This is a genomic window from Pseudomonas sp. DNDY-54, assembly GCF_019880365.1.
Taxonomy (GTDB): Bacteria; Pseudomonadota; Gammaproteobacteria; order Pseudomonadales; family Pseudomonadaceae; genus Stutzerimonas; species Stutzerimonas stutzeri_P.
Map to the genome: position 1 here is coordinate 3,347,775 of NZ_CP082271.1, position 22,344 is coordinate 3,370,118.

General features: G+C 60.2%; 21 protein-coding genes and 1 other RNA gene. 4 read left to right on the plus strand and 18 right to left on the minus strand.

What is annotated here, in order from left to right:
• Position 1: 1 nt before the first annotated feature.
• The 17 genes from ftsZ to rsmI form a co-directional block, all read right to left on the minus strand.
• Positions 2 to 1,189, minus strand: a complete 1,188-nt coding sequence (ftsZ, locus tag K4O48_RS15550) for a cell division protein FtsZ (protein WP_222909285.1) — start codon at positions 1,187 to 1,189, stop codon at positions 2 to 4.
• 47 nt (positions 1,190 to 1,236) lie between these two features.
• On the minus strand, positions 1,237 to 2,484 hold the full coding sequence (gene ftsA / locus K4O48_RS15555) for a cell division protein FtsA (RefSeq protein ID WP_222909286.1): 1,248 nt from the start codon (positions 2,482 to 2,484) through the stop codon (positions 1,237 to 1,239).
• A 5-nt stretch (positions 2,485 to 2,489) separates the two neighbouring features.
• The gene (locus tag K4O48_RS15560; protein WP_222909287.1) at positions 2,490 to 3,353 is read right to left on the minus strand and encodes a cell division protein FtsQ/DivIB; all 864 of its coding nucleotides are present in this window, start codon (positions 3,351 to 3,353) and stop codon (positions 2,490 to 2,492) included.
• Positions 3,354 to 3,355: 2 nt separating this feature from the next.
• Complete coding sequence (locus K4O48_RS15565; protein ID WP_222909288.1) at positions 3,356 to 4,300, minus strand: D-alanine--D-alanine ligase; 945 nt, start codon at positions 4,298 to 4,300, stop codon at positions 3,356 to 3,358.
• Positions 4,297 to 5,757 carry a UDP-N-acetylmuramate--L-alanine ligase gene (murC, locus tag K4O48_RS15570; protein WP_222909289.1) on the minus strand — a complete coding sequence of 487 codons (1,461 nt, stop codon included), beginning with the start codon at positions 5,755 to 5,757 and terminating at the stop codon, positions 4,297 to 4,299. The genes K4O48_RS15565 and murC overlap by 4 nt, the downstream gene beginning before the upstream one ends.
• On the minus strand, positions 5,750 to 6,820 hold the full coding sequence (murG, locus tag K4O48_RS15575; RefSeq protein WP_222909290.1) for an undecaprenyldiphospho-muramoylpentapeptide beta-N-acetylglucosaminyltransferase: 1,071 nt from the start codon (positions 6,818 to 6,820) through the stop codon (positions 5,750 to 5,752). The genes murC and murG overlap by 8 nt, the downstream gene beginning before the upstream one ends.
• Complete coding sequence (ftsW, locus tag K4O48_RS15580; RefSeq protein ID WP_222909291.1) at positions 6,810 to 8,042, minus strand: putative lipid II flippase FtsW; 1,233 nt, start codon at positions 8,040 to 8,042, stop codon at positions 6,810 to 6,812. The genes murG and ftsW overlap by 11 nt, the downstream gene beginning before the upstream one ends.
• On the minus strand, positions 8,042 to 9,331 hold the full coding sequence (murD, locus tag K4O48_RS15585) for a UDP-N-acetylmuramoyl-L-alanine--D-glutamate ligase (protein ID WP_260523746.1): 1,290 nt from the start codon (positions 9,329 to 9,331) through the stop codon (positions 8,042 to 8,044). Before murD ends, ftsW begins: the two co-directional genes overlap by 1 nt.
• A 60-nt stretch (positions 9,332 to 9,391) precedes the next feature.
• Complete coding sequence (gene mraY / locus K4O48_RS15590) at positions 9,392 to 10,474, minus strand: phospho-N-acetylmuramoyl-pentapeptide-transferase (protein ID WP_222909293.1); 1,083 nt, start codon at positions 10,472 to 10,474, stop codon at positions 9,392 to 9,394.
• Positions 10,474 to 11,850, minus strand: a complete 1,377-nt coding sequence (murF, locus tag K4O48_RS15595) for a UDP-N-acetylmuramoyl-tripeptide--D-alanyl-D-alanine ligase (RefSeq protein ID WP_222909294.1) — start codon at positions 11,848 to 11,850, stop codon at positions 10,474 to 10,476. The genes mraY and murF overlap by 1 nt, the downstream gene beginning before the upstream one ends.
• A complete protein-coding gene (locus K4O48_RS15600) occupies positions 11,843 to 13,306 on the minus strand; it encodes a UDP-N-acetylmuramoyl-L-alanyl-D-glutamate--2,6-diaminopimelate ligase (protein ID WP_222909295.1) in 1,464 nt (487 codons plus the stop codon). Before K4O48_RS15600 ends, murF begins: the two co-directional genes overlap by 8 nt.
• On the minus strand, positions 13,306 to 15,033 hold the full coding sequence (locus K4O48_RS15605) for a penicillin-binding protein 2 (protein ID WP_222909296.1): 1,728 nt from the start codon (positions 15,031 to 15,033) through the stop codon (positions 13,306 to 13,308). The genes K4O48_RS15600 and K4O48_RS15605 overlap by 1 nt, the downstream gene beginning before the upstream one ends.
• A complete protein-coding gene (gene ftsL, locus K4O48_RS15610; protein WP_222909297.1) occupies positions 15,030 to 15,317 on the minus strand; it encodes a cell division protein FtsL in 288 nt (95 codons plus the stop codon). Before ftsL ends, K4O48_RS15605 begins: the two co-directional genes overlap by 4 nt.
• Positions 15,317 to 16,264 (minus strand): 16S rRNA (cytosine(1402)-N(4))-methyltransferase RsmH, encoded by a 948-nt coding sequence (rsmH, locus tag K4O48_RS15615; protein ID WP_222909298.1) that lies wholly within the window; start codon positions 16,262 to 16,264, stop codon positions 15,317 to 15,319. The genes ftsL and rsmH overlap by 1 nt, the downstream gene beginning before the upstream one ends.
• Positions 16,261 to 16,716: a division/cell wall cluster transcriptional repressor MraZ gene (gene mraZ / locus K4O48_RS15620; protein ID WP_168425229.1), complete on the minus strand. Its 456-nt coding sequence runs from the start codon at positions 16,714 to 16,716 to the stop codon at positions 16,261 to 16,263. The genes rsmH and mraZ overlap by 4 nt, the downstream gene beginning before the upstream one ends.
• 289 nt (positions 16,717 to 17,005) lie before the next feature.
• Positions 17,006 to 17,363, minus strand: an RNA gene (rnpB, locus tag K4O48_RS15625) — RNase P RNA component class A.
• Between the two features lie 74 nt (positions 17,364 to 17,437).
• A complete protein-coding gene (gene rsmI, locus K4O48_RS15630; protein WP_260523642.1) occupies positions 17,438 to 18,313 on the minus strand; it encodes a 16S rRNA (cytidine(1402)-2'-O)-methyltransferase in 876 nt (291 codons plus the stop codon).
• A gap of 119 nt (positions 18,314 to 18,432) precedes the next feature.
• Here rsmI and K4O48_RS15635 point away from each other — a divergent pair, with 119 nt between their 5' ends.
• The 4 genes from K4O48_RS15635 to K4O48_RS15650 all read left to right on the plus strand — a co-directional run bounded on the left by K4O48_RS15635 (position 18,433) and on the right by K4O48_RS15650 (position 21,865).
• Complete coding sequence (locus K4O48_RS15635; RefSeq protein ID WP_222909300.1) at positions 18,433 to 20,223, plus strand: penicillin-binding protein activator; 1,791 nt, start codon at positions 18,433 to 18,435, stop codon at positions 20,221 to 20,223.
• Positions 20,220 to 20,588: a YraN family protein gene (locus K4O48_RS15640; RefSeq protein WP_222909301.1), complete on the plus strand. Its 369-nt coding sequence runs from the start codon at positions 20,220 to 20,222 to the stop codon at positions 20,586 to 20,588. Before K4O48_RS15635 ends, K4O48_RS15640 begins: the two co-directional genes overlap by 4 nt.
• A 108-nt stretch (positions 20,589 to 20,696) precedes the next feature.
• A complete protein-coding gene (locus K4O48_RS15645) occupies positions 20,697 to 21,290 on the plus strand; it encodes a phosphoheptose isomerase (RefSeq protein ID WP_222909302.1) in 594 nt (197 codons plus the stop codon).
• Positions 21,287 to 21,865: a BON domain-containing protein gene (locus K4O48_RS15650; RefSeq protein ID WP_222909303.1), complete on the plus strand. Its 579-nt coding sequence runs from the start codon at positions 21,287 to 21,289 to the stop codon at positions 21,863 to 21,865. Before K4O48_RS15645 ends, K4O48_RS15650 begins: the two co-directional genes overlap by 4 nt.
• A 68-nt stretch (positions 21,866 to 21,933) precedes the next feature.
• On the opposite strand, the gene K4O48_RS15655 is transcribed toward K4O48_RS15650, so the two are convergent.
• Positions 21,934 to 22,344 (minus strand): ClpXP protease specificity-enhancing factor, encoded by a 411-nt coding sequence (locus K4O48_RS15655; RefSeq protein ID WP_222909304.1) that lies wholly within the window; start codon positions 22,342 to 22,344, stop codon positions 21,934 to 21,936.

Here is a 22,344-nt window from a genome sequence, read left to right on the forward strand (position 1 = left end):
TTCAATCAGCCTGTCGACGCAGGAACGCCGGGATGTCGAGATAATCCAGGTCCTCCTGAGGATTCATCTTCGCCGCGGTCGCGGCAGCATGCGCCTGATTGCGCATCACGGTCGGGCGGTCCAGATCACGGTAGTTCACTGCAGCCTGATCCTGACGTGGAGCCTGCACTGCCTGAGACGCGACAGCAGCGGTCTGCAAGGTGTTATCAACAACTTTGACCGGCTTCTCGTTGCGCGGACCGAGCCCGGTCGCGACGACCGTGACGTGCAGCTCGTCGAGCATGTCCGGATCGATTACAGCACCTACCTTGACGGTGGCTTCATCCGAAGCAAATGCTTCGATGATCTCGCCCACAGCCGCGTATTCGCCGAGCGAAAGATCCAGACCGGCGGTGATGTTGACGAGGATTCCGCGAGCGCCCTGCAGGTTGACGTCTTCCAGCAGCGGGTTGCGGATTGCTGCCTCAGTGGCTTCGCGAGCGCGGTTCGGTCCGGTTGCACACCCAGTACCCATCATCGCCATGCCCATTTCGCCCATGACGGTCTTGACGTCAGCGAAGTCAACGTTCATCAGGCCTGGACGCTGCATGATGTCGGAGATACCACGCACGGCGCCGGTGAGCACGTCATCCGCCTTGGCAAATGCGGCCAGCAGGCTGGCGTCCTTCCCGAGGATAGTGAGCAGCTTTTCGTTTGGAATGGTGATCAGCGAGTCAACGCACTCGGACAACTGACGGATCCCTTCGTCAGCGACCTGCATGCGGCGACGACCCTCGAACGGGAACGGGCGGGTCACGACTGCAACCGTGAGAATTCCCATTTCCTTAGCAACCGAGGCGATGACTGGAGCGGCTCCAGTGCCGGTACCACCACCCATGCCGGTGGTGATGAATACCATATCAGCACCCTGGAGCACTTCTGCGATGCGCTCACGATCGTCCATGGCAGCCTGACGGCCGATGTCGGGATTGGTGCCTGCACCAAGGCCCTTGGTGATAGCGGAACCCAACTGCAGAACGGTCCGCGCTTCGATTTTTTTCAGCGCTTGGGCATCGGTGTTGGCGCAGATGAATTCCACGCCTTCAACGTTGTTGCGCACCATGTGATTAACGGCATTGCCGCCGCCTCCGCCTACGCCAATGACCTTGATCACTGCACTTTGCGGGGTATGATCTACGAGTTCGAACATTTCCCTCTCTCCTTCCAGCTTTCTAGTTTTAGGTACAGCCGCACTGCTCAGAAATTGCCCTGGATCCAGCTCTTGAGCCGGTCCACGACAGATGTTTTGGGTTCTTCGGCAAAGCTGCCGAGACCGGACATGGATGCGCCGTCGGTCTGCTTACGCATCCCATACAGCAACAGCCCCACGCCCGTTGAATAGATAGGGTTACGGACCACATCCTTGAGTCCGTTGACACTGTGCGGTACGCCCAGACGTACCGGCATGTGAAAAATCTCCTCAGCCAGTTCGACGGCGCCTTCCATCTTGGATGTACCGCCTGTGAGGACGATGCCCGCCGGAACCAGATCCTCGTAGCCGCTGCGACGCAGCTCGGCCTGAATCAACGTGAAGAGCTCGTCGTAGCGCGGTTCCACGACTTCGGCCAACGCCTGTCGTGAGAGTTCCCGCGGCGGGCGTTCTCCGACGCTCGGTACCTTGATGGTTTCGCCGGGGCCAGCCAGCTTTGCCAATGCGCAGGCATAGCGGATCTTGATTTCTTCGGCGTACTGAGTAGGCGTACGCAGCGCCATGGCGATGTCATTGGTGACCTGGTCGCCGGCGATCGGGATGACGGCGGTGTGCCGTATCGCACCTTCGGTAAAGATGCAGATATCGGTTGTCCCTCCACCGATATCCACCAGGCAAACCCCTAGCTCCTTCTCATCGTCGGTCAGCACCGCGTGGGCCGACGCGAGCTGTTCGAGAATGATGTCATCGACTTCCAGGCCACAACGACGCACACATTTTTCGATGTTCTGTGCAGCGTTGACCGCGCAGGTCACCACGTGGACCTTGGCTTCCAGGCGGACCCCTGACATGCCCAGCGGCTCACGGACGCCTTCCTGGTTATCGATCACATAGTCCTGCGGCAAGGTGTGCAGCACGCGCTGATCCGCAGGAATCGCCACCGCTTGGGCAGCGTCGAGAACACGTTCAAGGTCAGCGCTACTGACCTCTCGATCCCGAATGGCAACGATGCCGTGCGAGTTGAGGCTGCGGATATGGTTGCCAGCCAAGCCGACGAACGCCGAGTGAATGCGGCAACCAGCCATCAGCTGCGCCTCTTCAACGGCGCGCTGAATTGACTGAACGGTGGACTCGATATTGACCACCACCCCTTTCTTTAACCCGCGCGACGGGTGGGTGCCGATCCCTACAATTTCGAGTTCGCCGTCCGCCGTCACTTCGCCTACCAGCGCCACCACTTTGGAGGTACCGATATCCAGACCCACAATCATCTTGCCGCCTTGCACGCTAGACATGTGTTTCATTCCTCAATTCTTCGCAACGACGGATCTCCCGCCGCGGTCGGGCTCGGCTCGTGCCACGCAACGGCGAGGCCATTGGCGTAGCGAAGATCGATCCGCGCAATTCTTTCGCTCTCCTGCGCCAGCTCTTGCTGGTAAATGGCAGTGAAGCGCCGCATTTTTTCGATTATCTGATCTCTTCCCAGTAGCAGCTCGACGCCCTGCTTGGTCGTCGCAAACCAGCTGCCCCGTGCACGCAACTCCAAACGCGCGATTGAAAAACCCAAGGGCCGCAGCATCTGGCTCAGCATCTGGTATTGCTGCATGACCCGCTGCTGGGCCCGCTTCGGACCATATAACTGCGGCAAGTGTTCATACTGAGTGAGGTCATTGGGTGCGAAAGCCTGACCATTGTTGTTCAGCAGCGACTCGTCGCCCCAGCGGGCGATCGGCAACTGCTCGTCGAGACGCACCATGACCTCGTCTGGCCAGATCCGCCGTGCCTCGACGTGCGCTATCCATGGCATCTGTTCGAGATCACGTCGCAGCGCATCGAGATCGACTTTGAAGAAGCTGGCCTCGACGAAAGGCGCCATTCGCGCCTGTACCGCCTGCTGATCGACATAGGTCAGCTCACCCCGAACGCTGACTTGGGAGATCGGCCGGTCGGCATAGGGTGCGAGACGCTCGCCAAGCTCATAAAGTCCCACGGCAAGCGCCACCAGCATCACTGGCCAGAGGACTCGCTTGAGCGAGCTCAGGCTTGGGCGCGGCACGCGCGCAGACAATGGCTCACGCTGGACCAGACGGCTCGCGCCCCGCTGCACCGGCTTGCGCGAAGCGCGGCCGGTTCCGGGTTGAGAGTGACGCAGCGTCGTGATCATGATCAGTTCCCTGCCGCCATGCTGGCATCGAGAATCGCCAGTACCAGCTGCTGGAAATCCAGACCTGCAGCGCGCGCGGCCATCGGCACGAGACTGTGGTCCGTCATCCCCGGCACCGTATTGACTTCCAACAGCCAAAAGGCACCCGCGCTGTCCTGCATGACATCGACACGTGCCCAGCCCTTGATACCGACCGCGTCGCAAGCGCGAGCGGAAAGCTCTTTGAGTGCCTGCTCCGTCTCCGAATCCAGCCCGCAAGGGATGCGGTACTGGGTATCGTTGGCCAGGTACTTGGCGTCGTAATCGTAAAAGGTGTGAGGTGTACCCAAGCCAATCGGTGGCAACACCGCTCCGCGGAGCGTGGCGATGGTGAATTCAGGGCCCTGAATCCACTGCTCAACCAGGACTTGGGAGTCGTATGCGCTAGCAGCACGCCACGCGGCGATCAACTCGGCGATCCCGGCAACCTTCGCCATGCCGATACTCGATCCCTCGTGCGCCGGCTTGACGATCAATGGGAAACCCAGGCTCTCTGCCGCAGCGTGGCAATCCGCCTCGCTCGCCAACACGGCATGTCGTGGGGTGGGTAGACCGAGGCTTTGCCAGACCTGCTTGGTCCGCAACTTATCCATCGCCAGTGCCGAGGCAAGAATGCCGCTGCCGGTGTAGGGAATCCCTGCGCACTCGAGCAGACCCTGCATGCTGCCGTCTTCCCCGCCTCGACCGTGCAGCACGATGAACGCCCGGTCGATGCGCTCATTGCTCAGACGCACTAGCAGATCGTCGCCTACGTCAATGCCGAACGCGTCGACGCCGGCGGCCTGCAAGGCGGCGAGCACCGCAGCGCCGGACTTCAAAGACACTTCTCGCTCAGCGCTCTTGCCGCCGTAGAGCACGGCAACCCGGCCGAACGCCTGGGGTTCACGAGTCGATCGCAGGGCAGTCATTCGCTCTTCCTCGCGGCGCTTGCATCGCCAGCAAACAGGGCACTATTAATAAGTTGAGGGGCCAACCCGCCGATATCTCCCGCACCTTGGCAGAGCAGAATGTCGCCTGGGCGCAGAAGTGGTTTGACCAACGGGGCTAGCTCAATACCGCGCTCGATATAGATAGGGTCAAGCTGACCACGCTGACGAATGCTGTGGCACAGATGACGACTGTCGGCGCCCGGTATGGGCTCTTCGCCAGCCGGATAGACCTCCATCAACAACAAGACATTGGCATCGGTCAGCACCTGAACGAAGTCATCGTAGAGGTCGCGGGTTCGGCTGAAGCGATGCGGCTGGTAGACCATGACCAACCGACGCTCGGGCCAGCCGCCGCGAACGGCCTGAATCACCGCCGCTACTTCGCGTGGATGATGGCCGTAGTCGTCAACCAGCATCACGCTGCCACCTTCAACTGGCAGCTCGCCATACACCTGGAACCGCCGGCCCACGCCGCCAAATTGCGACAGGCCCTGGAGGATAGCCTCGTCGTCGATACCCTCGTCAGTGGCGATGGCGATGGTCGCCAGTGCGTTCAGCACGTTATGGTTGCCCGGCATATTGACCGAGACATCAAGCGCATCAAAGCCATCACGCAGCACGGTGAAATAGGTGCGCATGCCTTCCTGACGGATGTTGATGGCTCGGACGTCCGCATCCTCGGCAAGCCCGTAGGTGGTAATCGGGCGCCCCACCTGAGGGATGATCTCGCGCACGACCGGATCATCCACGCAGAGCACGGCCAGTCCGTAGAACGGCAGGTTATGCAGAAACTCGACGAACGTTCGCTTGAGCTTGCCGAAGTCACCGCCGTAGGTGCTCATGTGATCGGCGTCGATGTTAGTTACCACAGCGACCATCGGCTGTAGGTGCAGAAAGCTCGCGTCACTCTCATCGGCTTCGGCGATCAGATAGCGGCTGGTGCCCAGTTGAGCATTGGTGCCGGCCGCGGTCAGGCGCCCACCGATTACGAACGTCGGATCAAGCCCACCCGCTGCGAAGACCGATGCCAGCAGGCTGGTGGTCGTGGTCTTGCCGTGGGTGCCAGCGACAGCGATACCGTGGCGATAACGCATCAACTCGGCGAGCATCTCAGCGCGCGGTACTACAGGAATTCGCTGCTCAAGGGCAAACGCCACTTCTGGGTTGGCCGCATTGACAGCGCTGGACACGACCAGCACATCGGCGCCAGCCACGTTGCCGGCCTGGTGGCCGATGTAGATATGCGCCCCGAAGTTCTGCAGCCGCTCGGTACTCGCGGACGCTTTCAGATCGGAACCGGAGACGTCGTAGCCGAGATTCAGCAGCACTTCAGCGATGCCGCACATACCGACACCACCAACGCCGACGAAGTGAATCCGACGGATGCGGCGCATGCGCCGGACTTCTGCCTTTACTGCAGCAGGGGATTTAGCCATGAGCCACCTCCAGGCAGATATCGACGACGGTACGGGTGGCATCTGGCCGGGCCAGCCGGCGCGCTGTAGCGCCCATGGCCTTGAGTTTTTCCGGGTGCATCATTACCTCGGTCAGCTGCGCGGCCAGCGCTGCAGCATCGGTGTTTGCTTGGGGGAGAAGAACGGCTGCGCCCTCCTTCGCCAGGTATTCGGCATTTCGGGTCTGGTGATCGTCGATGGCATGAGGCAGCGGTACCAGGAAGGACGGCAGCCCAGCAGCCGCCAACTCGCACACTGTCAGCGCGCCCGCGCGGCAGATGACCAGATCGGCCCAGGCGTAGGCATGAGCCATGTCCTTTATGAATGGCGCCACTTCTGCCTCAACACCGGCGTCGACATAACGCTGTTGCGTGACGTCGGCGTGCTGTTTGCCAGCCTGGTGAAACACCTCGGGACGCAGTTCCGGCGCCAACTGGCTGAGCGCTTCGGGCAACAGTTTGTTCAGGGGTTCTGCGCCCAGACTCCCGCCCAGCACCAGCAACCGAGGGCGGCGGCCAAGTAGCGTTTCCCGGGGTGTCTCGAGGAACAGCTCATGACGCACCGGATTGCCCGTCGTGCGTCGCTTGGCGCTGTCGGCAAAGGTGTTCGGAAATGCCTCACAGACCCGTTGCGCAAACGGAACCAAGCTGCGGTTGGCAGTGCCGGCCACTGCGTTCTGCTCATGGATGATCAGCGGCACGCCGGCCAGCTTTGCGGCGAGACCGCCTGGCCCGGTCACGTATCCGCCGAGTCCGAGCACGCAGACCGGCTGCAGCTCACGCATGATGCGGCGGGCCTGTCCGAGCGAGCGCAACAGCTGGAACGGCGCCTTGAATAGAGCGGCCAGTCCCTTGCCGCGCAACCCGCTGACCTGAATCAGGTGCAGCGGCAAACCAGCGGCGGGAACCACTTCGTTTTCGATGCCACGGGGCGTACCCAGCCAGTGGACGGCGTATCCACGGCTCTTGAATTCATAAGCGCAGGCCAACGCGGGGAATACGTGCCCACCGGTGCCGCCTGCCATGATCAAGACGTTAGCGGCCATGCGCGATCTCCTTGCGCATAGGCGCAGGCGTGTCAGCAAAATCGTCTTCGCTGAAGTCTGCGTCTTCGCTGCCTAGCACGGTGCGGCTTTCCCACTCGATGCGCAGTAACAGCGCCATGCTGGCGCACGTGACCACCAACGAGCTGCCGCCATAACTGAGAAATGGCAACGTCAGGCCCTTAGTCGGCAACAGACCGACGTTAACGCCGACGTTAATCAGGAACTGTCCGAGCCAAAGAAACGCGACGCCCCAGGCGATGTAAGCGGCAAAGAACTGACGTGCACGTTCGGCGGCGAGACCGATGTACAACGCACGAACACCGACGAAGGCAAACAGCACGATAGTCAGTAGCGCGCCCACCATGCCCAGCTCCTCAGCCAGCACCGAAAACACGAAATCGGTATGCGCCTCGGGTAGATAGAATTGCTTCTGCACGCTATTGCCCAAGCCGACGCCGAGCCACTCGCCACGCCCAAACGCAATAAGTGCCTGGGTCAATTGGTACCCGGCGCCATATTGATCCGCCCACGGATCGGTGAAGGTAATCAGCCGTTGCAGCCGGTACTCCTGAGTCTGTACCAGAATGAACACCGCCCCGACGGCCAGCAGCACCAGCAGGCTGAACCGGATCAGGCCGACACCTCCAAGGAACAGCATCGCTACAGCGGCCCCCATCATGACGACCGTTGCGCCGAAGTCGGGTTCGAGCAGCAGCAACATCGCCATCGGCAGCAACACAAGGAACGGTTTGAGGAAGCCCCACAGGCTTTCGCGAACCTCTTGCTGGCGACGCACCAGGTAACCGGCGAGATAGACCACGACGAAGAGCTTGGCCAGCTCGGATGGCTGCACGTTAAAGGCGCCAAAACCAATCCAGCGCATGGAACCATTGACCTCGCGGCCGATACCGGGGATCAGCACGAGAATCAACAACGCGAATGCCCCAAGCAACAGCATCCAGTCCAATCGCTGCCAGGCTGACAGCGGCACCAGCAGCACCGCGGCGGCCGCGACCAGCCCAAGCAGTACATACACGAGGTGCCGGACCATGTGATACAGCGCATTGCCAGCATTCACCGCAGCGACTTCAGAAGAAGCCGAGGTAATCATGACCAGCCCCAATCCCAGCAGCGCCAGGCAACCGGCAAGCATGGGGAAGTCGACGTCCAGACCACGTCGGCCAAATAGCGGCGAGGGCGCACTGCGCAGAAAGGCGAGCATTAGCTGAGCGCCCCTACGGCAGCGGCGAACTGGCGCCCGCGATCTTCGAAGTTGTCGAACATGTCCAGGCTGGCACAGGCGGGTGACAGCAGCACCGCATCACCAGCGCGCGCGAGCTTGGCTGACAATTGCACGGCCTGTTCGAGGGTCTGAACACGGTGAATAGGCGCTGCGCCTTCAAGTGCAGCGGCAAGCCGCTCAGCATCGCGGCCCAGCAGAATCACTTCACGGCACTGGTGCGCAACCGGGCTGTGCAATGCTGAAAAATCCGCTCCTTTCCCGTCACCGCCAGCAATCAGTACCAGCTCGCCGTTGATGTCGCTGCCCAGGCCGTCGATCGCAGCCAACGCGGCGCCGACATTGGTCGCCTTGGAATCATCGTAATAGCTAACCCCCCTACGCTCGCCAACCCATTGGCAGCGGTGGGCGAGGCCGGTGAATGTGCGCAAGGTAGCGAGCATCGGCTCGAACGGCAGGCCTACCGCATGGCCAAGAGCCAAGGCAGCCAGCGCGTTGGACTGGTTATGGGCGCCGCGAATCTTTAGCTGATTAGCCGGCATCAGCGCGTCGAACTGGAAGGCGAGGAATTTCTCGCCATTCTCCTCGAATAGACCGAAGCCTTTGAAGTCGGGCTTACCAAGGCCGAACGACCATGCTGGAACGTCATCCCCAACGAGCGGACGGCTGAGTCGATCGTCCCGGTTGATAACGATCTGCCGTGCGCCACGGAATATGCGATGTTTGGCTTGGTGGTACGCCGGCAAACCATCGTAGCGATCCATGTGGTCTTCGCTGACATTCAAACAGGTCGCGACTTCGGCATTCAGACGATCAGTCGTTTCCAGCTGGAAGCTCGACAACTCAAGCACATAGAGTTCGACATCATCGCTGAGCAGGTCCAGCGCCGGCGTCCCTAGGTTGCCCCCTACGGCCACCTTTCGACCGGCCGCAGCGGCCATCTCACCGACCAGGCTGGTCACCGTACTTTTCGCGTTCGACCCGGTGATCGCCACGATTGGCGCCTTGGCTTCGCGGGCGAACAGTTCGATATCACCGGACAGCTTTACACCGTTGGCGGCCGCCACCTGCAGCGCGGGCGTGCTGAGCGCAACGCCGGGGCTGACCAGCAGTTCGCTGGCTTGGCAGAGAAACTCTGGATCAAGCTCACCGCAGCGAACTTCGACATGGGGATATTGCGCCTGGAGAGTAGCCAGCTCCGGCGGGTTCGCGCGCGTATCGGCGACAGCAAATGGCACACCACGGCTTGCCAGATGGCGAACCAGGGACATGCCGCTCTTGCCGAGACCGACGACGATGCGGAACTGATCGGAAGCGATGAGCACTCTTTATTACCTCAATTTCAGCGTAGCGAGACCAACCAGCACCAGGATCACCGTAATGATCCAGAAGCGCACAATGACCCGCGGCTCGGGCCAACCCTTGAGTTCGAAGTGGTGATGAATCGGCGCCATGCGGAACACCCGCTTACCGGTCAACTTGAACGAGGCCACCTGGATCATCACCGACAAGGTTTCCATTACGAACACGCCGCCCATGATGAACAGCACGACCTCCTGCCGAACGATCACGGCGATCGTTCCCAATGCCGCACCGAGCGCCAGCGCGCCGACATCGCCCATGAACACCTGTGCGGGATAGGTGTTGAACCAGAGAAAGCCGAGCCCTGCGCCGATCAATGCACCGCAGAACACGATCAGCTCACCGGCGCCGGGAATATAGGGAATCAGCAGGTAGTCGGCGAAGTTCACGTTGCCGGACAGGTAACAGAAGATGCCGAGAGCGCCACCGACCATCACCGTTGGCATGATCGCCAAACCGTCGAGCCCATCGGTGAGGTTGACCGCATTACTAGAGCCGACAATGACGAAGTACGTCAGCACCACAAAGCCGATGCCCAGCGGGATCTCGATGTTCTTGAGCAATGGCAGGATGAGCGTGGTTTCGACCGGAGTTTGGGCGGTCATATAAAGGAAGACCGCCGCACCGAGGCCGAACACCGATTGCCAGAAATACTTCCAGCGGCTGGGCAACCCGCGTGAGTTCTTCTCGATCACTTTCCGGTAATCGTCGACCCACCCAACCGCGCCGAAGAGTAGCGTTACGGCCAGCACCACCCATACATAGCGGTTGGCCAAATCCGCCCAGAGCAGCGTACTAATAGCGATAGCGCTGAGAATCAATGCGCCACCCATGGTAGGTGTTCCGGATTTCGACAGATGGGTTTGTGGCCCATCAGTCCGAACGGACTGACCGATCTGACGGAGCTGAAGCGTCCGGATCAGCCAAGGCCCCATCCACAGGGAAAGCACCAGAGCCGTGAGCACGCCAAGAATTCCACGCAGGGATAGGTACTGGAAGACCGCGAAGCCTGTGTGGAACCGTTGCAAATACTCGGCGAGCAGCAGCAGCATCAATGTTTCTCCATGCCGGACGCGGTAAGCGCTGTCACGACGTTATCCATCGCGGCGCTCCGTGATCCCTTGATCAAAATGGTTGTAGCGTTGCCCTGCTCCAGGCGGAGCGCCTCGATCAGGCTTTGCTGATCGGGAAAGTGCCTCCCTCCGACGCCGAAGGCCTCGACCGCATGCTTCATCAGCGGGCCAACAGCGAATAGCGTGTCGATCTTGCCTGCTGCGTAGCTGCCGACCTCCCGATGGCCCTGTTCGGCCCAGCTCCCGAGCTCACCCATGTCGCCAAGCGCCAGCACAGTGCGCCCAGCAAACCCGGCCAGCACATCAATTGCCGCACAGATCGAAGCAGGGTTGGCGTTATAGGTGTCATCAATAAGCCGCACGCCGTTGCTGAGCATCTGCGCGACGCCCCGGCCTTTAACCGGTTGAAGGCTCTCGAGGCCCGCCACGATGTGCTCGCCCGCAACACCCAGCGCATCCGCCGCTGCTGCGGCGGCGAGGGCGTTCGCCACGCTATGTCGGCCCAGCAAATTAAGCTGAACACGCACGGATCCAGACGGCCCGCTGAGAACGAAGTTTGGACAACCACGCATGTCATAGCCGATCGAAGCGGGGTGGAAATCCGCGAGCGGGCTATGTATGGCGAAGCTCACGACACGCTTGCCACCGACCCGCCGCTCCCAGATTGGGTAGGCCGGATCGTCACGATTGAGAACTGCAATGCCATCAGCGCCTAGCCCGTCGAGTATTTCGCCCTTGGCTTCGACAATTTTCTCCGGCCCGCCAAACTCACCGACATGCGCGGTGCCGGCATTGGTAATCACACTGACATCCGGCTGGGTCAGACCAACCGTATAGGCTATTTCTCCAACCCGAGACGCGCCCAGCTCGATCACCGCAGCGTCGTGCTGCGCCGCTAGCTCCAGCAACGTCAGGGGAGCCCCGAGGTCGTTATTGAGGTTGCCCCGAGTGGCCAATACCGCATCGGCGCCATAAGCGGCGCGAAGAATACTGGCGAGCAGCTCCTTGACACTCGTCTTGCCACTGGAACCTGTGATCGATACGACCGGCCCAGTGAACACGGCGCGATTCAACGCACCCAACTGGCCCAAGGCAATGCGGCTGTCGGCTACCACGATCTGCGGCAGTGAAACGTCTGCAATATGTCGTTCGACCAGGGCTGCCACGCAGCCTTGGGCGGCGACGTCCGCCAGGTAGGCGTGGCCATCGAATCGAGGCCCGGTCAAGGCCACGAACAGCTGACCCGGCTCGATGGCTCGACTGTCGGTGCTGACCGAAGTGAAGGCCACGTCGGCGCCGATTACCTTGGCCGATAACGGCTGAACCAATTTGCTAAGGCGCATGGCTTCAAGCATCGGTATTCCCCCATGCAGCCAGGGCAATTGAAGCCTGGTCGAGATCGGAGAACGGCTGACGCTCCCCTTTTATTTCCTGATAGTCCTCGTGGCCCTTGCCCGCCAACAGCACGACGTCGGTGGCATCACTGCCAGCGATACACTCGGCGATGGCCTCAGCGCGGCCTGGGATGAAAACGGCTCGGCCCGGCGCGCCGAAACCGGCCCGGATCTCGTCGAGAATCTGCATCGGGTCTTCATTTCGCGGATTGTCATCGGTTACTACGACCCGATCAGCCAAGCGCTCGGCTACTTGAGCCATTAATGCTCGCTTGCCGCGGTCACGATCGCCGCCGCAGCCGAACAGGCACAGCAACTTGCCTTGCGTGTGGGGGCGCAGTGCCTCAAGTACTTTTTCAAGCGCATCGGGCGTATGGGCGTAGTCCACAACAACCAAGGGCCGATCACCGCCACCCAAACGCTGCATGCGGCCGGCAGGGCCATCTATGTGGGGCAGCACTGCAAGGATCTCATCCAGCGGATAATCCATGCCCAGCAGTGCGCCTATCGCTGCAAGCACATTGCTAACATTGAAGCGGCCAAGCAACGGACTACGCAGCGATCGCTCACCCTGCGGGGTAACCAGCCGGGCATGAATCCCATCGTCGTCCAGTCGCGCTTCGGGGCAGTAAAGGTAAGCCGACGCGTCGGTCAGGCTATACGTGATCAGCCGGCATTCATCATCTTCGACCGCAAGGACACGCCCAAAGGCATCATCCAGGTTGATCACCCGGCAGCGGAGCCCGGGCATCTTGAACAAACGGGCCTTGACCTCGCCGTACGCCTCCATGGAGCCGTGATAATCCAGGTGATCGCGAGATAAATTGGTGAATACGGCCACGTCGAACGCCAACGCGGCAACTCGACCCTGAGCCAGGCCGTGAGAGGAAACTTCCATCGCTACAGCACGCGCACCCTGTTGACGCATGTTCGCCAGGTTTGCCTGCACGCCGATCGCGTCAGGTGTGGTGTGGTGACCGAGCACCAGCTCACCATGGAAACCCGTACCGAGGGTTCCGATGATGCCGCAACGCTCGCCCAGATGATCCAGGGCCTGAGCAATCAGGTAGGTGACGCTGGTTTTGCCATTGGTTCCAGTGGCACCGGCCAGATGCAGGCTGCGGCTTGGCTCGCCGTAGAACCGCCCAGCGATGGCAGACAGTTGCTCCGCCAGGTCACGAACCGGAACTAGCACGGCACTCGCGGCAGTCATTTCGACCGCCCCAGCAGCCTCGTAAGCAACGGCCGCGGCCCCACGAGAGATCGCATCAGCGATATGCACGCGACCGTCCTGCTGATGGCCCGGCACAGCCAGGAACAGATCACCCGGCCGCACCTTGCGGCTGTCGAGCGTCAGCTCACGGATCAAGGTAGCGCTGGCCGCCTGAGGCAGCAGCTGATTTAGGGGCATCGGCATCAGATTCGCCCTCCCTTGGCCTTGGCCGCCTCGGCGGTTTGTACCTCGGCAGGTGGCGGCAGGTTGTCTGGCGCAACGTTCATCAAGCGCAATGCGCGAGCTGCTACTTTGCCGAACACCGGTGCGGACACGAGACCGCCGTAATATCCGCCTTCACTGGGCTCGTCGACGACCACGACAATAGCGATGCGGGGATCAGATACAGGCGCCACGCCTGCGAAGAACGAGCGATACGCATCCTTGGTGTAACCGCCGGTTCCAGACACTTTCTTCGCCGTGCCGCTCTTGCCTGCGACGTGATAGCCCGGCACCTTCGCTCGCGCACCACCGCCACCTTCTTCCTCGACGACCGACTGAAGCATCCGCAACACGGTATTAGAAATGGCCTTGTCTATAACCTGGACGCCTTCCTGCGGTCGATCCAGGCGCAGCAGTGACAGCGGGACGTTAGTGCCTTCATTACCGAGAACGGCGTAGGCATGGGCAAGCTGGGCAGCGGTCACCGACAAGCCGTAGCCGTATGCAAGCGAGGCGGTCTCCGCGTCCCGCCACTTACGATGGTTGGGCAGGTTTCCAACGCGCTCACCAGGAAAACCAAGGCCGGTGGCCTGCCCGAAGCCTGCCTGATGCATGATCGAATGCACCGGCTCCGGGCCAATATCCAGGGCGATCTTGCTGATCCCGACGTTGCTTGACTTCATGAGGATGCCGGTCAGATTGAGCATCCCTCCACGGGACACGTCGCGGATGGTGTAGCGGCCGATACGCATCCAGCCCGGCAGAGTGTTGACTACCGACTCTGGCTGATATTTGCCGGTACCGAGTGCGGCCGCGATACTGAACGGCTTGACCGTCGAGCCAGGCTCGAACACATCAATCAAGGCACGATTGCGCATAGCCGACGGGGTCAGATTGCGGCGATTGTTGGGGTTGTAGGTTGGCTGGTTGGCCATAGCGAGTACTTCGCCGGTCTGCACATCCACCATCACCAGGCTCGCCGCCTTAGCGCCGTATTCCTGCACCACCTTTCGCAACTCGCTGTGTGCCAGATACTGCAAGCGGAGGTCGATGGACAATGCCAAGGCCTTCCCGGCCTTAGCGTTCTTCACGACCTGCACATCCTTGATCAGCCGCCCACGGCGATCTTTGAGCACCTGACGCTTACCGGGCACGCCAGCCAGCCACTCGTCATACGCGAGCTCCAAGCCTTCTCGGCCACGATCATCGATATCGGTGAAACCGACGATATGCGCGGCGACTTCGCCAGCAGGATAGAAGCGACGGAACTCTTCTTGCGAATACACACCGGGAATATTGAGGTCGAGTACCTGCTGGCCTTGCTCCGGGGTCAATCCGCGCACCAGATAAATGAACTCACGCTCGGCCTGTTCTTTGAGACGCTGCTGCAGAACGGCTGCGTCTTGCCCCAGCGCCTCGGCCAAGTCTGGCCAGCGTGCCTGGGCTGCTTGAAGTTCTCGTGGGTTGCCCCAGAGCGTGGTGACGGGCGTGCTGACCGCCAGCGGCTCCCCATGGCGATCGGTGATCAAACCGCGATGTGCCGGAATTGGAATATGCCGAACACTGCGTGCATCGCCCTGATTTTTGAGAAAGCTCTGATCGATGACTTGGAGATCGACGATACGCCATGCAATGGCGCCGACCATCAGCGCCAGCAAAGCCAGCACGATGCGAAAACGCCAGGGATAGAGCGCGCCCTGAAGCCTCATGGCGCCACCAACCGGACATCCGCCGCTTCAGGGATCTGCATTTTCAGCTGATCGGTCGCCAGTGTTTCGATTCGGCTATGGGCAGTCCAGGTGCTTTGCTCCAGGATCAGACGGCCCCACTCGGCTTGCGCCTTATCGCGCACACTCAGTTCGCTGTAGAGTTCATTTAGCAGTTGGCGATTCCAGTGCGCGCTGTAGGCCACCGCGATCGCCGACAACAGCACGGCAATGAACAGCACCAGCATAAGCAGGCTGCCTTTTGGCATGGAGCGGCGCAACGGCATCACCGCAACTTCTCCGCGACGCGCATCACCGCACTGCGCGACCGGGGGTTGCCTTTGACTTCTTCGGCTGACGCATACTGCGGTTTGCCTAAGAGTTTCAGGCGCGGAACGAACCGCTCTGGAATTATCGGCAGGTCACGCGGCAGGGTATCGGCTTCGCCTTTCGCGTGCCGACGCATGAACTGCTTGACGATGCGATCTTCAAGGGAGTGAAAGCTAATCACGACCAGTCGCCCACCGACTTCGAGCGCTTCGAGGGCAGCCTCTAGGCCGGCTTCGAGGTCACCGAGCTCATTGTTTATGAAAATGCGAAGCCCCTGAAAAGCACGAGTCGCCGGGTTCTTACCTTTTTCCCATGCCGGGTTGGCAACCGTCAGCACCTGGGCTAGATCAGCGGTGCGCTCAAAGGGGCGCTCAAGCCGACGCTGAACCACTGCACGCGCCATGCGCTTGGCGAACCGCTCCTCCCCGTACTCCTTGAATACCCGAGCGATATCATCCTCACTCGCCGTGGCGATCCACTCAGCCGCGCTGACGCCGCGGCTCGGATCCATGCGCATATCCAACGGTCCGTCGTTGAGAAAACTAAACCCGCGCTCAGGGTCGTCAAGCTGCGGCGATGAGACGCCAAGATCCAGCAGCACACCACTGAGAGTACCGGTCCAGCCGCGTTCAGCGAGCTCTGAGCCAAGCTCAGCGAAACTTCTCTGCACAACGACAAAGCGGCCATCGTCGGCCGCCAGTGCTTGCCCCGTAGCGATTGCTAGCGGGTCTTTATCGAAACCGAGCAAACAGCCATCAGGCCCAAGCTGCCGTAGCAGCAGCCGGCTATGTCCGCCGCGCCCGAAGGTGCCATCCAGATAGCGACCATCCGGGCGCACAGCGAGCGCCGCAACGGCTTCGTCGAGCAACACGGTCACATGGCTATAGCTACTGGTCTGGTTCAAAGGATTAGATCACGCAGTTCTTCCGGCAACGCGCCGGGTTGCTTAATGGCCGCCAGGTCCGCATCTGCTTGCGCGTTCCAGTCGTCCTCGTTCCACAGGCTGAACTTATTCAGCTGGCCTACCAGCATGGCCCGCTTATCCAGGCCTGCGTATTCACGTAGACGGGGCGGCACTAGCACGCGCCCACTACCGTCCATTTCCAAATCCACCGCATTGCCAATCAGCAAACGCTGCAACCGCCGGCTTTCCTCTCGCAGAGACGGCAACTCACGGAGCTTGGCTTCGATCTGCTCCCATTCAGGAAGCGGGTAGATACCGAGACAGCGATCGACCGCGTCAATGGTGATGATCAGCTGGCCCTCGCAGCGCGAAACGAGCTCGTCACGATACCGGCTGGGCATGGCTAGCCGCCCTTTAGCATCGAGACTGATGGCGTTTGCTCCGCGAAACACGGCTGCGCTTCCTCTAAATTAGCTCTTCGTATCCATAAAAACCCACTTTGTTCCACTTTCTACCACTCGTGCGCACTATAGAAATGCAGCGACCCCACCGTCAAGGCGAGCCTGATGGGAAAAACCCTTATGGGACGGGAATTTAGCTAGCTGAGGAGGGATAAACGGTAAAGCGAGGCACAGAGGCAGGATGCAATATGAAGACAGCCAAATACTTGCATCGCAAAGTTAAAGTACTTTGTGAAGAGCAATAATATTTTGGACTTAAAAGCGGGACGTTGCGAAAAGGTCGGAGAGTCGATCTATAAGCCGGGTTCTGTCGAGGACAGTCATTCCTCTACGGCAGTCATCACTGACTGCCTCTAGCAACCTACCCGGATCCAGCGCGGGCCACGCCAATGGATCCCTATTTGGTCTTGCTCCAAGTGGGGTTTACCTAGCCACGGACTGTTACCAGCCGCGCGGTGCGCTCTTACCGCACCTTTTCACCCTTACCGGCGCCGAAGCGCTTAGGCGGTTATTTTCTGTGGCACTTTCCGTAGGCTCACGCCTCCCAGGCGTTACCTGGCACTTCGCCCTATGGAGCCCGGACTTTCCTCCCTCCCATCCTGTAAACAGGAAAGGACAGCGACTGTCCAATCGACTCTCCGGCCGCTAGGGTACGTTGCCGGCCCCCGACCTGCAAGCTAAGAGCTGCAAGCCCTGCCGAGAAGAAAGGACGCTAGGGGTCGGCATGTTTTTCTTGCAGAGCGAGCTGGTAGAGCAGGTTCTTCTTAACACCCGTGATTTCAGCAGCAAGCGACGCTGCCCGCTTTACCGGCATTTCCGCCAACAGAAGGCGCAGCACACGAAGCGTATTCGCATCGACCGCGTCATCACCCTGCGGCGCTTCCCAACCACTGATGACCAGTACACACTCGCCGCGCTGCTGATTGGCATCGGACGCGACCCAGGCGCGCAGCTGCCCCAGGGGCAATCCTTTCAACGTCTCGAACGCCTTGGTCAGCTCGCGACCCAACACCGCCGGACGATCCGGCCCGAACACTGCTTCCATATCGCTGAGCGAATCGAGAATTCGATGCGGCGCCTCGTAAAAGATCAACGTGCGCGGCTCTTCTCGCAGATGCTCCAGGCGAGAACGCCGCGCAACCTGCTTAGCAGGTAGAAATCCCTCGAAGATGAAACGATCGGACGGCAAGCCCGCAGCGCTAAGCGCCGCAACAAGCGCGCATGCACCAGGAAGTGGAACGACCCGTATACCGACTGCACGGGCCTGCCGGACCAGATGGTAACCGGGGTCCGATATCAATGGCGTGCCGGCGTCAGATATCAACGCAACGTCTTCACCGGCCAGGAGCCGCCTGAGAAAACGCCCACCCTCGTCGCGCTCATTATGTTCATGACACGCCGCCAGAGGTGTGCTGATACCGAAGTGCTGCATCAACCGAGCCGAATGACGAGTATCCTCCGCGGCAATCAGTGCTACCTCGGCCAGTACGCGAAGCGCCCGAGCACTCATGTCCTCGAGATTGCCTATCGGCGTGGCGACTACATAGAGCGTGCCCACCGCGGAATTCACTTCATCTGAAGCAGTCACAGGCGTACCTCGACAAGAAAACGGGCATTGTAGCTCGTTTGAAACTCGCAACATCGCTACCCCCCCAAGTGCTTGGGTACAATCCCCCGACACCTGCCAGCGCCCCTAGGAATGATCACATGATGGCTCGCTTTCGCCCGCTCTTCTTCTTATGTATTGCTGCCGTGCTTTCGGCTTGCGCCAGTTCGCCATCGTCGACTCTCGGCGAGCTGCCACGCACTCCGCAGGCATCAACGCAACAGCTGCTCAAAGAGGCCGATGCCAGTGAGCCAGCGGAGGCCGCCTTACTGCGGTTGTCAGCGGTCGACCAGAGCATGCAGCAGGGCAACCAGACCCAGGCCCGACAGATTCTCGAGCAGATCGATGTCGAGCAGCTGATGCCGGCCCAACAGATGTTCGCGAAAACACTGGAAGCGGAGCTGGCGTTAGCCGACAGCGAACCGCAGCGCGCCCTTCAAGCCCTGCAACACCCCGCGTTCGAGCGTCTTGCGGAACTGCCGGTAAACCAGCAGTTACGGAGCCAATTGGCACGAGCACAGGCACTCGAAGCGAATGACCAGCCCCTCGACGCGGCTCGTGAGCGCACCTTCATCGCGCCGCTACTCAGCGGTGTGGCGGCCGAGCAAAACCACGACGCGATCTGGTCGCTCGTTTCCAGCCTCCCCAATGACCAGCTGCAACCGACCGCCGATGCCGATATAGATCTCGCCGGCTGGCTGTCTCTCGCAGAGACGGTCAAGCAGGCCGGGACCATCGCCCAGCAACAGCGCGCTATCGACGCCTGGACTCAACAAAACCCCAATCACCCAGCCGCGCGACGCCTTCCTGAGTCCCTGGCCAAGCTGCGGGAACTGGCGGATAAACCGTTGTCGCACGTGGCATTGCTATTGCCGATGGATGGCCCTCTGTCCAGCGTAGCGCGGGCCTTGCGTGATGGATTTCTCGCGGCACATTTAGCCGCACAGCAAGATCTGAAAATTGAGCTATTCGATAGCACCCGCATTCCATCACTTGATGAGTTCTATCGCCAGGCAGCGGCATCTGGTGTTGAATTGATCGTTGGCCCATTGGAAAAGGACATAGTCCGCCAGCTGGCCGAACGTGAAGAGCTGCCGATTACTACCCTTGCACTCAATTACAGCGACGCAAACCAGAAAGCACCGCCCCAGCTGTTTCAGTTCGGCCTGGCGGCGGAAGACGAAGCGCGCGAGGTGGCGCGCCGTGCTTGGGCTGACGGTCACCGGCGCGCAGTGGCCCTGACGCCTCGCGGGGATTGGGGCAACCGAGTGTTTGAGGCTTTCCGCCATGAATGGCAAGCACAAGGCGGAACGGTGGTCGCGGCAGAGCCCCTAGCCGAGCCGATCGAACTTGCTAACCAAATCGCAGAGCTGCTTCAGGTTCGCAGTGGCCAGGGCCAAAGTAGCACCAGCAATAGCTCCGAGGCACAACCGTCCCGCCGGCAAGATGTCGACTTTCTCTTCCTCGCAGCCACACCGCAACAGGCGCAGCAAGTCAAACCCACCCTGATATTTCAATACGCGGGTGATCTGCCCGTGTACGCAACATCTCACCTGCATGCCGCCACTGATAACCGCACCCAGTACCTGGATCTCGAAGGCATCCGCTTTACAGAAACACCTTGGCTGCTCGATGCCGAGCTTCCCCTTCGCCAGGAAATAGAACGCAAGTGGCCTCAATCCCGCGGGAGCCTTGGCAGGTTATACGCCATGGGTGCCGACGCGTACCTACTGGCGCCTCGATTGAGTCAGTTACTAGCGCTCCCTGAAACTCAGCTCGACGGACTGTCCGGCACGCTGACCATCACACCGGAACAGCGGATCGAGCGGCGCCTGCCATGGGCTGAGTTTCGCGATGGACAAGTGCAGCCACTTTCGGACACGCCCTATTGAGCAACAGCAAGCAGCTTAGCGGACAACTCGCCGAAGATTTCGCGCAGCGCCATCTGCAACAACAGGGGTTGCGTCTGCTCTGCCGTAACTGGGCATGCCGAAGTGGCGAGCTTGATCTGGTCATGCTCGATGGCGATACAGTAGTATTCGTCGAGGTTCGCTACAGACGCCACGCCGCCTGGGGCGGCGCCCTTGAAAGTGTTGACCTGCGTAAGCAGCAGAAACTGATCAAGGCCGCCCAACTTTTCCTGCAAAAGGAAAGCCGCTGGGCACGCCACCCCTGCCGCTTTGACGTAGTCGCCATAGGCGCGGCCGCCAGCGAAGCGGAAAAGCCTAACTGGATCCAGAACGCGTTCGATAGCTGACGCGTTCCTCGCCGGACGTCTTCAGCTTACCGTCAAGACTTGATCTGCCCTCAAGATTCATACGGCACGGCTAACAGGCCCAGCCCGTCACCTGAAGGTTAACTACCGATGGACATGCAATCCCGTATACGTCAGCTATTTCAAGCCAGCATCGAGACCAAGCAGAACGCCATAGATGTTCTTGCGCCCTGCATCGAGCAGGCCGGACAAGTGATGGTCCACTCGCTGCTCAGCGAAGGTAAAATCCTGACCTGCGGCAACGGCGGCTCGGCTGGCGATGCTCAGCATTTCTCTTCCGAGCTGCTTAACCGTTTCGAGCGCGAACGCCCTAGCCTTCCCGCAATAGCTCTAACAACGGACAGCTCCACCCTCACCTCTATTGCTAATGACTACAGCTACAACGAGGTTTTCTCCAAGCAGATCCGTGCACTTGGACAGCCGGGTGACGTGCTGTTAGCAATATCAACCAGCGGCAATTCTGCGAATGTCATTCAGGCGATACAGGCTGCACATGATCGGGAAATGGTCGTGGTCGCGCTTACTGGGCGTGACGGTGGCGGGATGGCCTCGCTACTGCTTCCTGAAGACGTGGAGATCCGGGTTCCGGCCAAAGTGACCGCGCGCATCCAGGAAGTCCACCTGCTAGCCATCCATTGCCTTTGCGATCTCATCGACAACCAACTGTTCGGGAGCGAAGAATGAATTCGGTTCGACTACACGCCGTTACGCTTTCGCTGTGTCTGGCCGTGACGGGCTGCAGCTCGGTACTCACCGCCACACGCGATGACCCTATCAACGACAACCGTGGAACTCGCACCATCGGCAGCACGATCGATGACTCGCTCATCGAGACCAAAGCAGCCGTCAACATTGCCAAAGCCCACCCCGACTTGGACCAGGGCTCACATATTGTCGTTGCAAGCTACAACGGGGTAGTGCTGCTAGCTGGCCAAACGCCGCGCGAAGAACTCAAACAGCAGGCGGAACAGGCGGCCAGTTCCGTACAACGCGTCAAGCGCGTGCATAATGAGCTGCAGGTACTACAGCCCTCCTCTGCGCTGGCTCGGAGTAATGACTCTTGGCTGACAACGAAAATCAAAGCGCAGATGCTTGCAGATGCGAGCGTGCCGGGCTCGCGCATAAAAGTGATCACAGAGAACGGGATTGTCTATCTACTTGGGCTGGTTACTCGCCAGGAAGGCGATCGCGCAACAAGCGTGGTGCAGGGCGTTTCCGGCGTCCAACGCATCGTCAAACTGTTCGAATACATTGACTGATGCTGACTGCGGCAACCAACGTGGCAGCTCCGAGCAACTGCCACGCGGTTCGGTGTCGCTTACGTAAATTACTTAACGACTTTCAAGCTGGGGCGCCCCGCGGAAGCGGGTCGTGAAGAGCCGCCTGGTGTCGATGAGTCTGCGCCAGGCGCAGCATCATCGGGCGGAGTGGGCTCTACCTCGAACACCATACCCTGACCGTTTTCCCGCGCATAAATCGCCATGATCGCTGCTGACGGAACATGGAGGCTATGCGGGATACCACCGAAGCGCCCTTCGAAACTGACCGCATTGTTGTCCATCTGCAGCTGGCGCACTGCACTCGGCGCTACGTTCAATACAATTTGTCCATCTTTGGCAAAACCATCTGGGACCTGCACGCCCGGGTAGTCGACACTGACCAACAGATGCGGGGTGCATTCGTTATCAACGATCCATTCATACAGCGCCCGAACCAGATAAGGACGGCTTGAAGTCAT

Excerpts from the sequence above, each read along its gene's own strand:
- ftsZ (WP_222909285.1), bottom strand. The coding sequence starts at position 1,189 with ATGTTCGAACTCGTAGATCATACCCCGCAAAGTGCAGTGATCAAGGTC.
- ftsA (WP_222909286.1), bottom strand. The coding sequence starts at position 2,484 with ATGTCTAGCGTGCAAGGCGGCAAGATGATTGTGGGTCTGGATATCGGT.
- K4O48_RS15560 (WP_222909287.1), bottom strand. The coding sequence starts at position 3,353 with ATGATCACGACGCTGCGTCACTCTCAACCCGGAACCGGCCGCGCTTCG.
- K4O48_RS15565 (WP_222909288.1), bottom strand. The coding sequence starts at position 4,300 with ATGACTGCCCTGCGATCGACTCGTGAACCCCAGGCGTTCGGCCGGGTT.
- murC (WP_222909289.1), bottom strand. The coding sequence starts at position 5,757 with ATGGCTAAATCCCCTGCTGCAGTAAAGGCAGAAGTCCGGCGCATGCGC.
- murG (WP_222909290.1), bottom strand. The coding sequence starts at position 6,820 with ATGGCCGCTAACGTCTTGATCATGGCAGGCGGCACCGGTGGGCACGTA.
- ftsW (WP_222909291.1), bottom strand. The coding sequence starts at position 8,042 with ATGCTCGCCTTTCTGCGCAGTGCGCCCTCGCCGCTATTTGGCCGACGT.
- murD (WP_260523746.1), bottom strand. The coding sequence starts at position 9,331 with ATGTCCCTGGTTCGCCATCTGGCAAGCCGTGGTGTGCCATTTGCTGTC.
- mraY (WP_222909293.1), bottom strand. The coding sequence starts at position 10,474 with ATGCTGCTGCTGCTCGCCGAGTATTTGCAACGGTTCCACACAGGCTTC.
- murF (WP_222909294.1), bottom strand. The coding sequence starts at position 11,850 with ATGCTTGAAGCCATGCGCCTTAGCAAATTGGTTCAGCCGTTATCGGCC.
- K4O48_RS15600 (WP_222909295.1), bottom strand. The coding sequence starts at position 13,306 with ATGCCGATGCCCCTAAATCAGCTGCTGCCTCAGGCGGCCAGCGCTACC.
- K4O48_RS15605 (WP_222909296.1), bottom strand. The coding sequence starts at position 15,033 with ATGAGGCTTCAGGGCGCGCTCTATCCCTGGCGTTTTCGCATCGTGCTG.
- ftsL (WP_222909297.1), bottom strand. The coding sequence starts at position 15,317 with ATGCCGTTGCGCCGCTCCATGCCAAAAGGCAGCCTGCTTATGCTGGTG.
- K4O48_RS15635 (WP_222909300.1), top strand. The coding sequence starts at position 18,433 with ATGATGGCTCGCTTTCGCCCGCTCTTCTTCTTATGTATTGCTGCCGTG.
- K4O48_RS15645 (WP_222909302.1), top strand. The coding sequence starts at position 20,697 with ATGGACATGCAATCCCGTATACGTCAGCTATTTCAAGCCAGCATCGAG.
- K4O48_RS15650 (WP_222909303.1), top strand. The coding sequence starts at position 21,287 with ATGAATTCGGTTCGACTACACGCCGTTACGCTTTCGCTGTGTCTGGCC.
- K4O48_RS15655 (WP_222909304.1), bottom strand. The coding sequence starts at position 22,344 with ATGACTTCAAGCCGTCCTTATCTGGTTCGGGCGCTGTATGAATGGATC.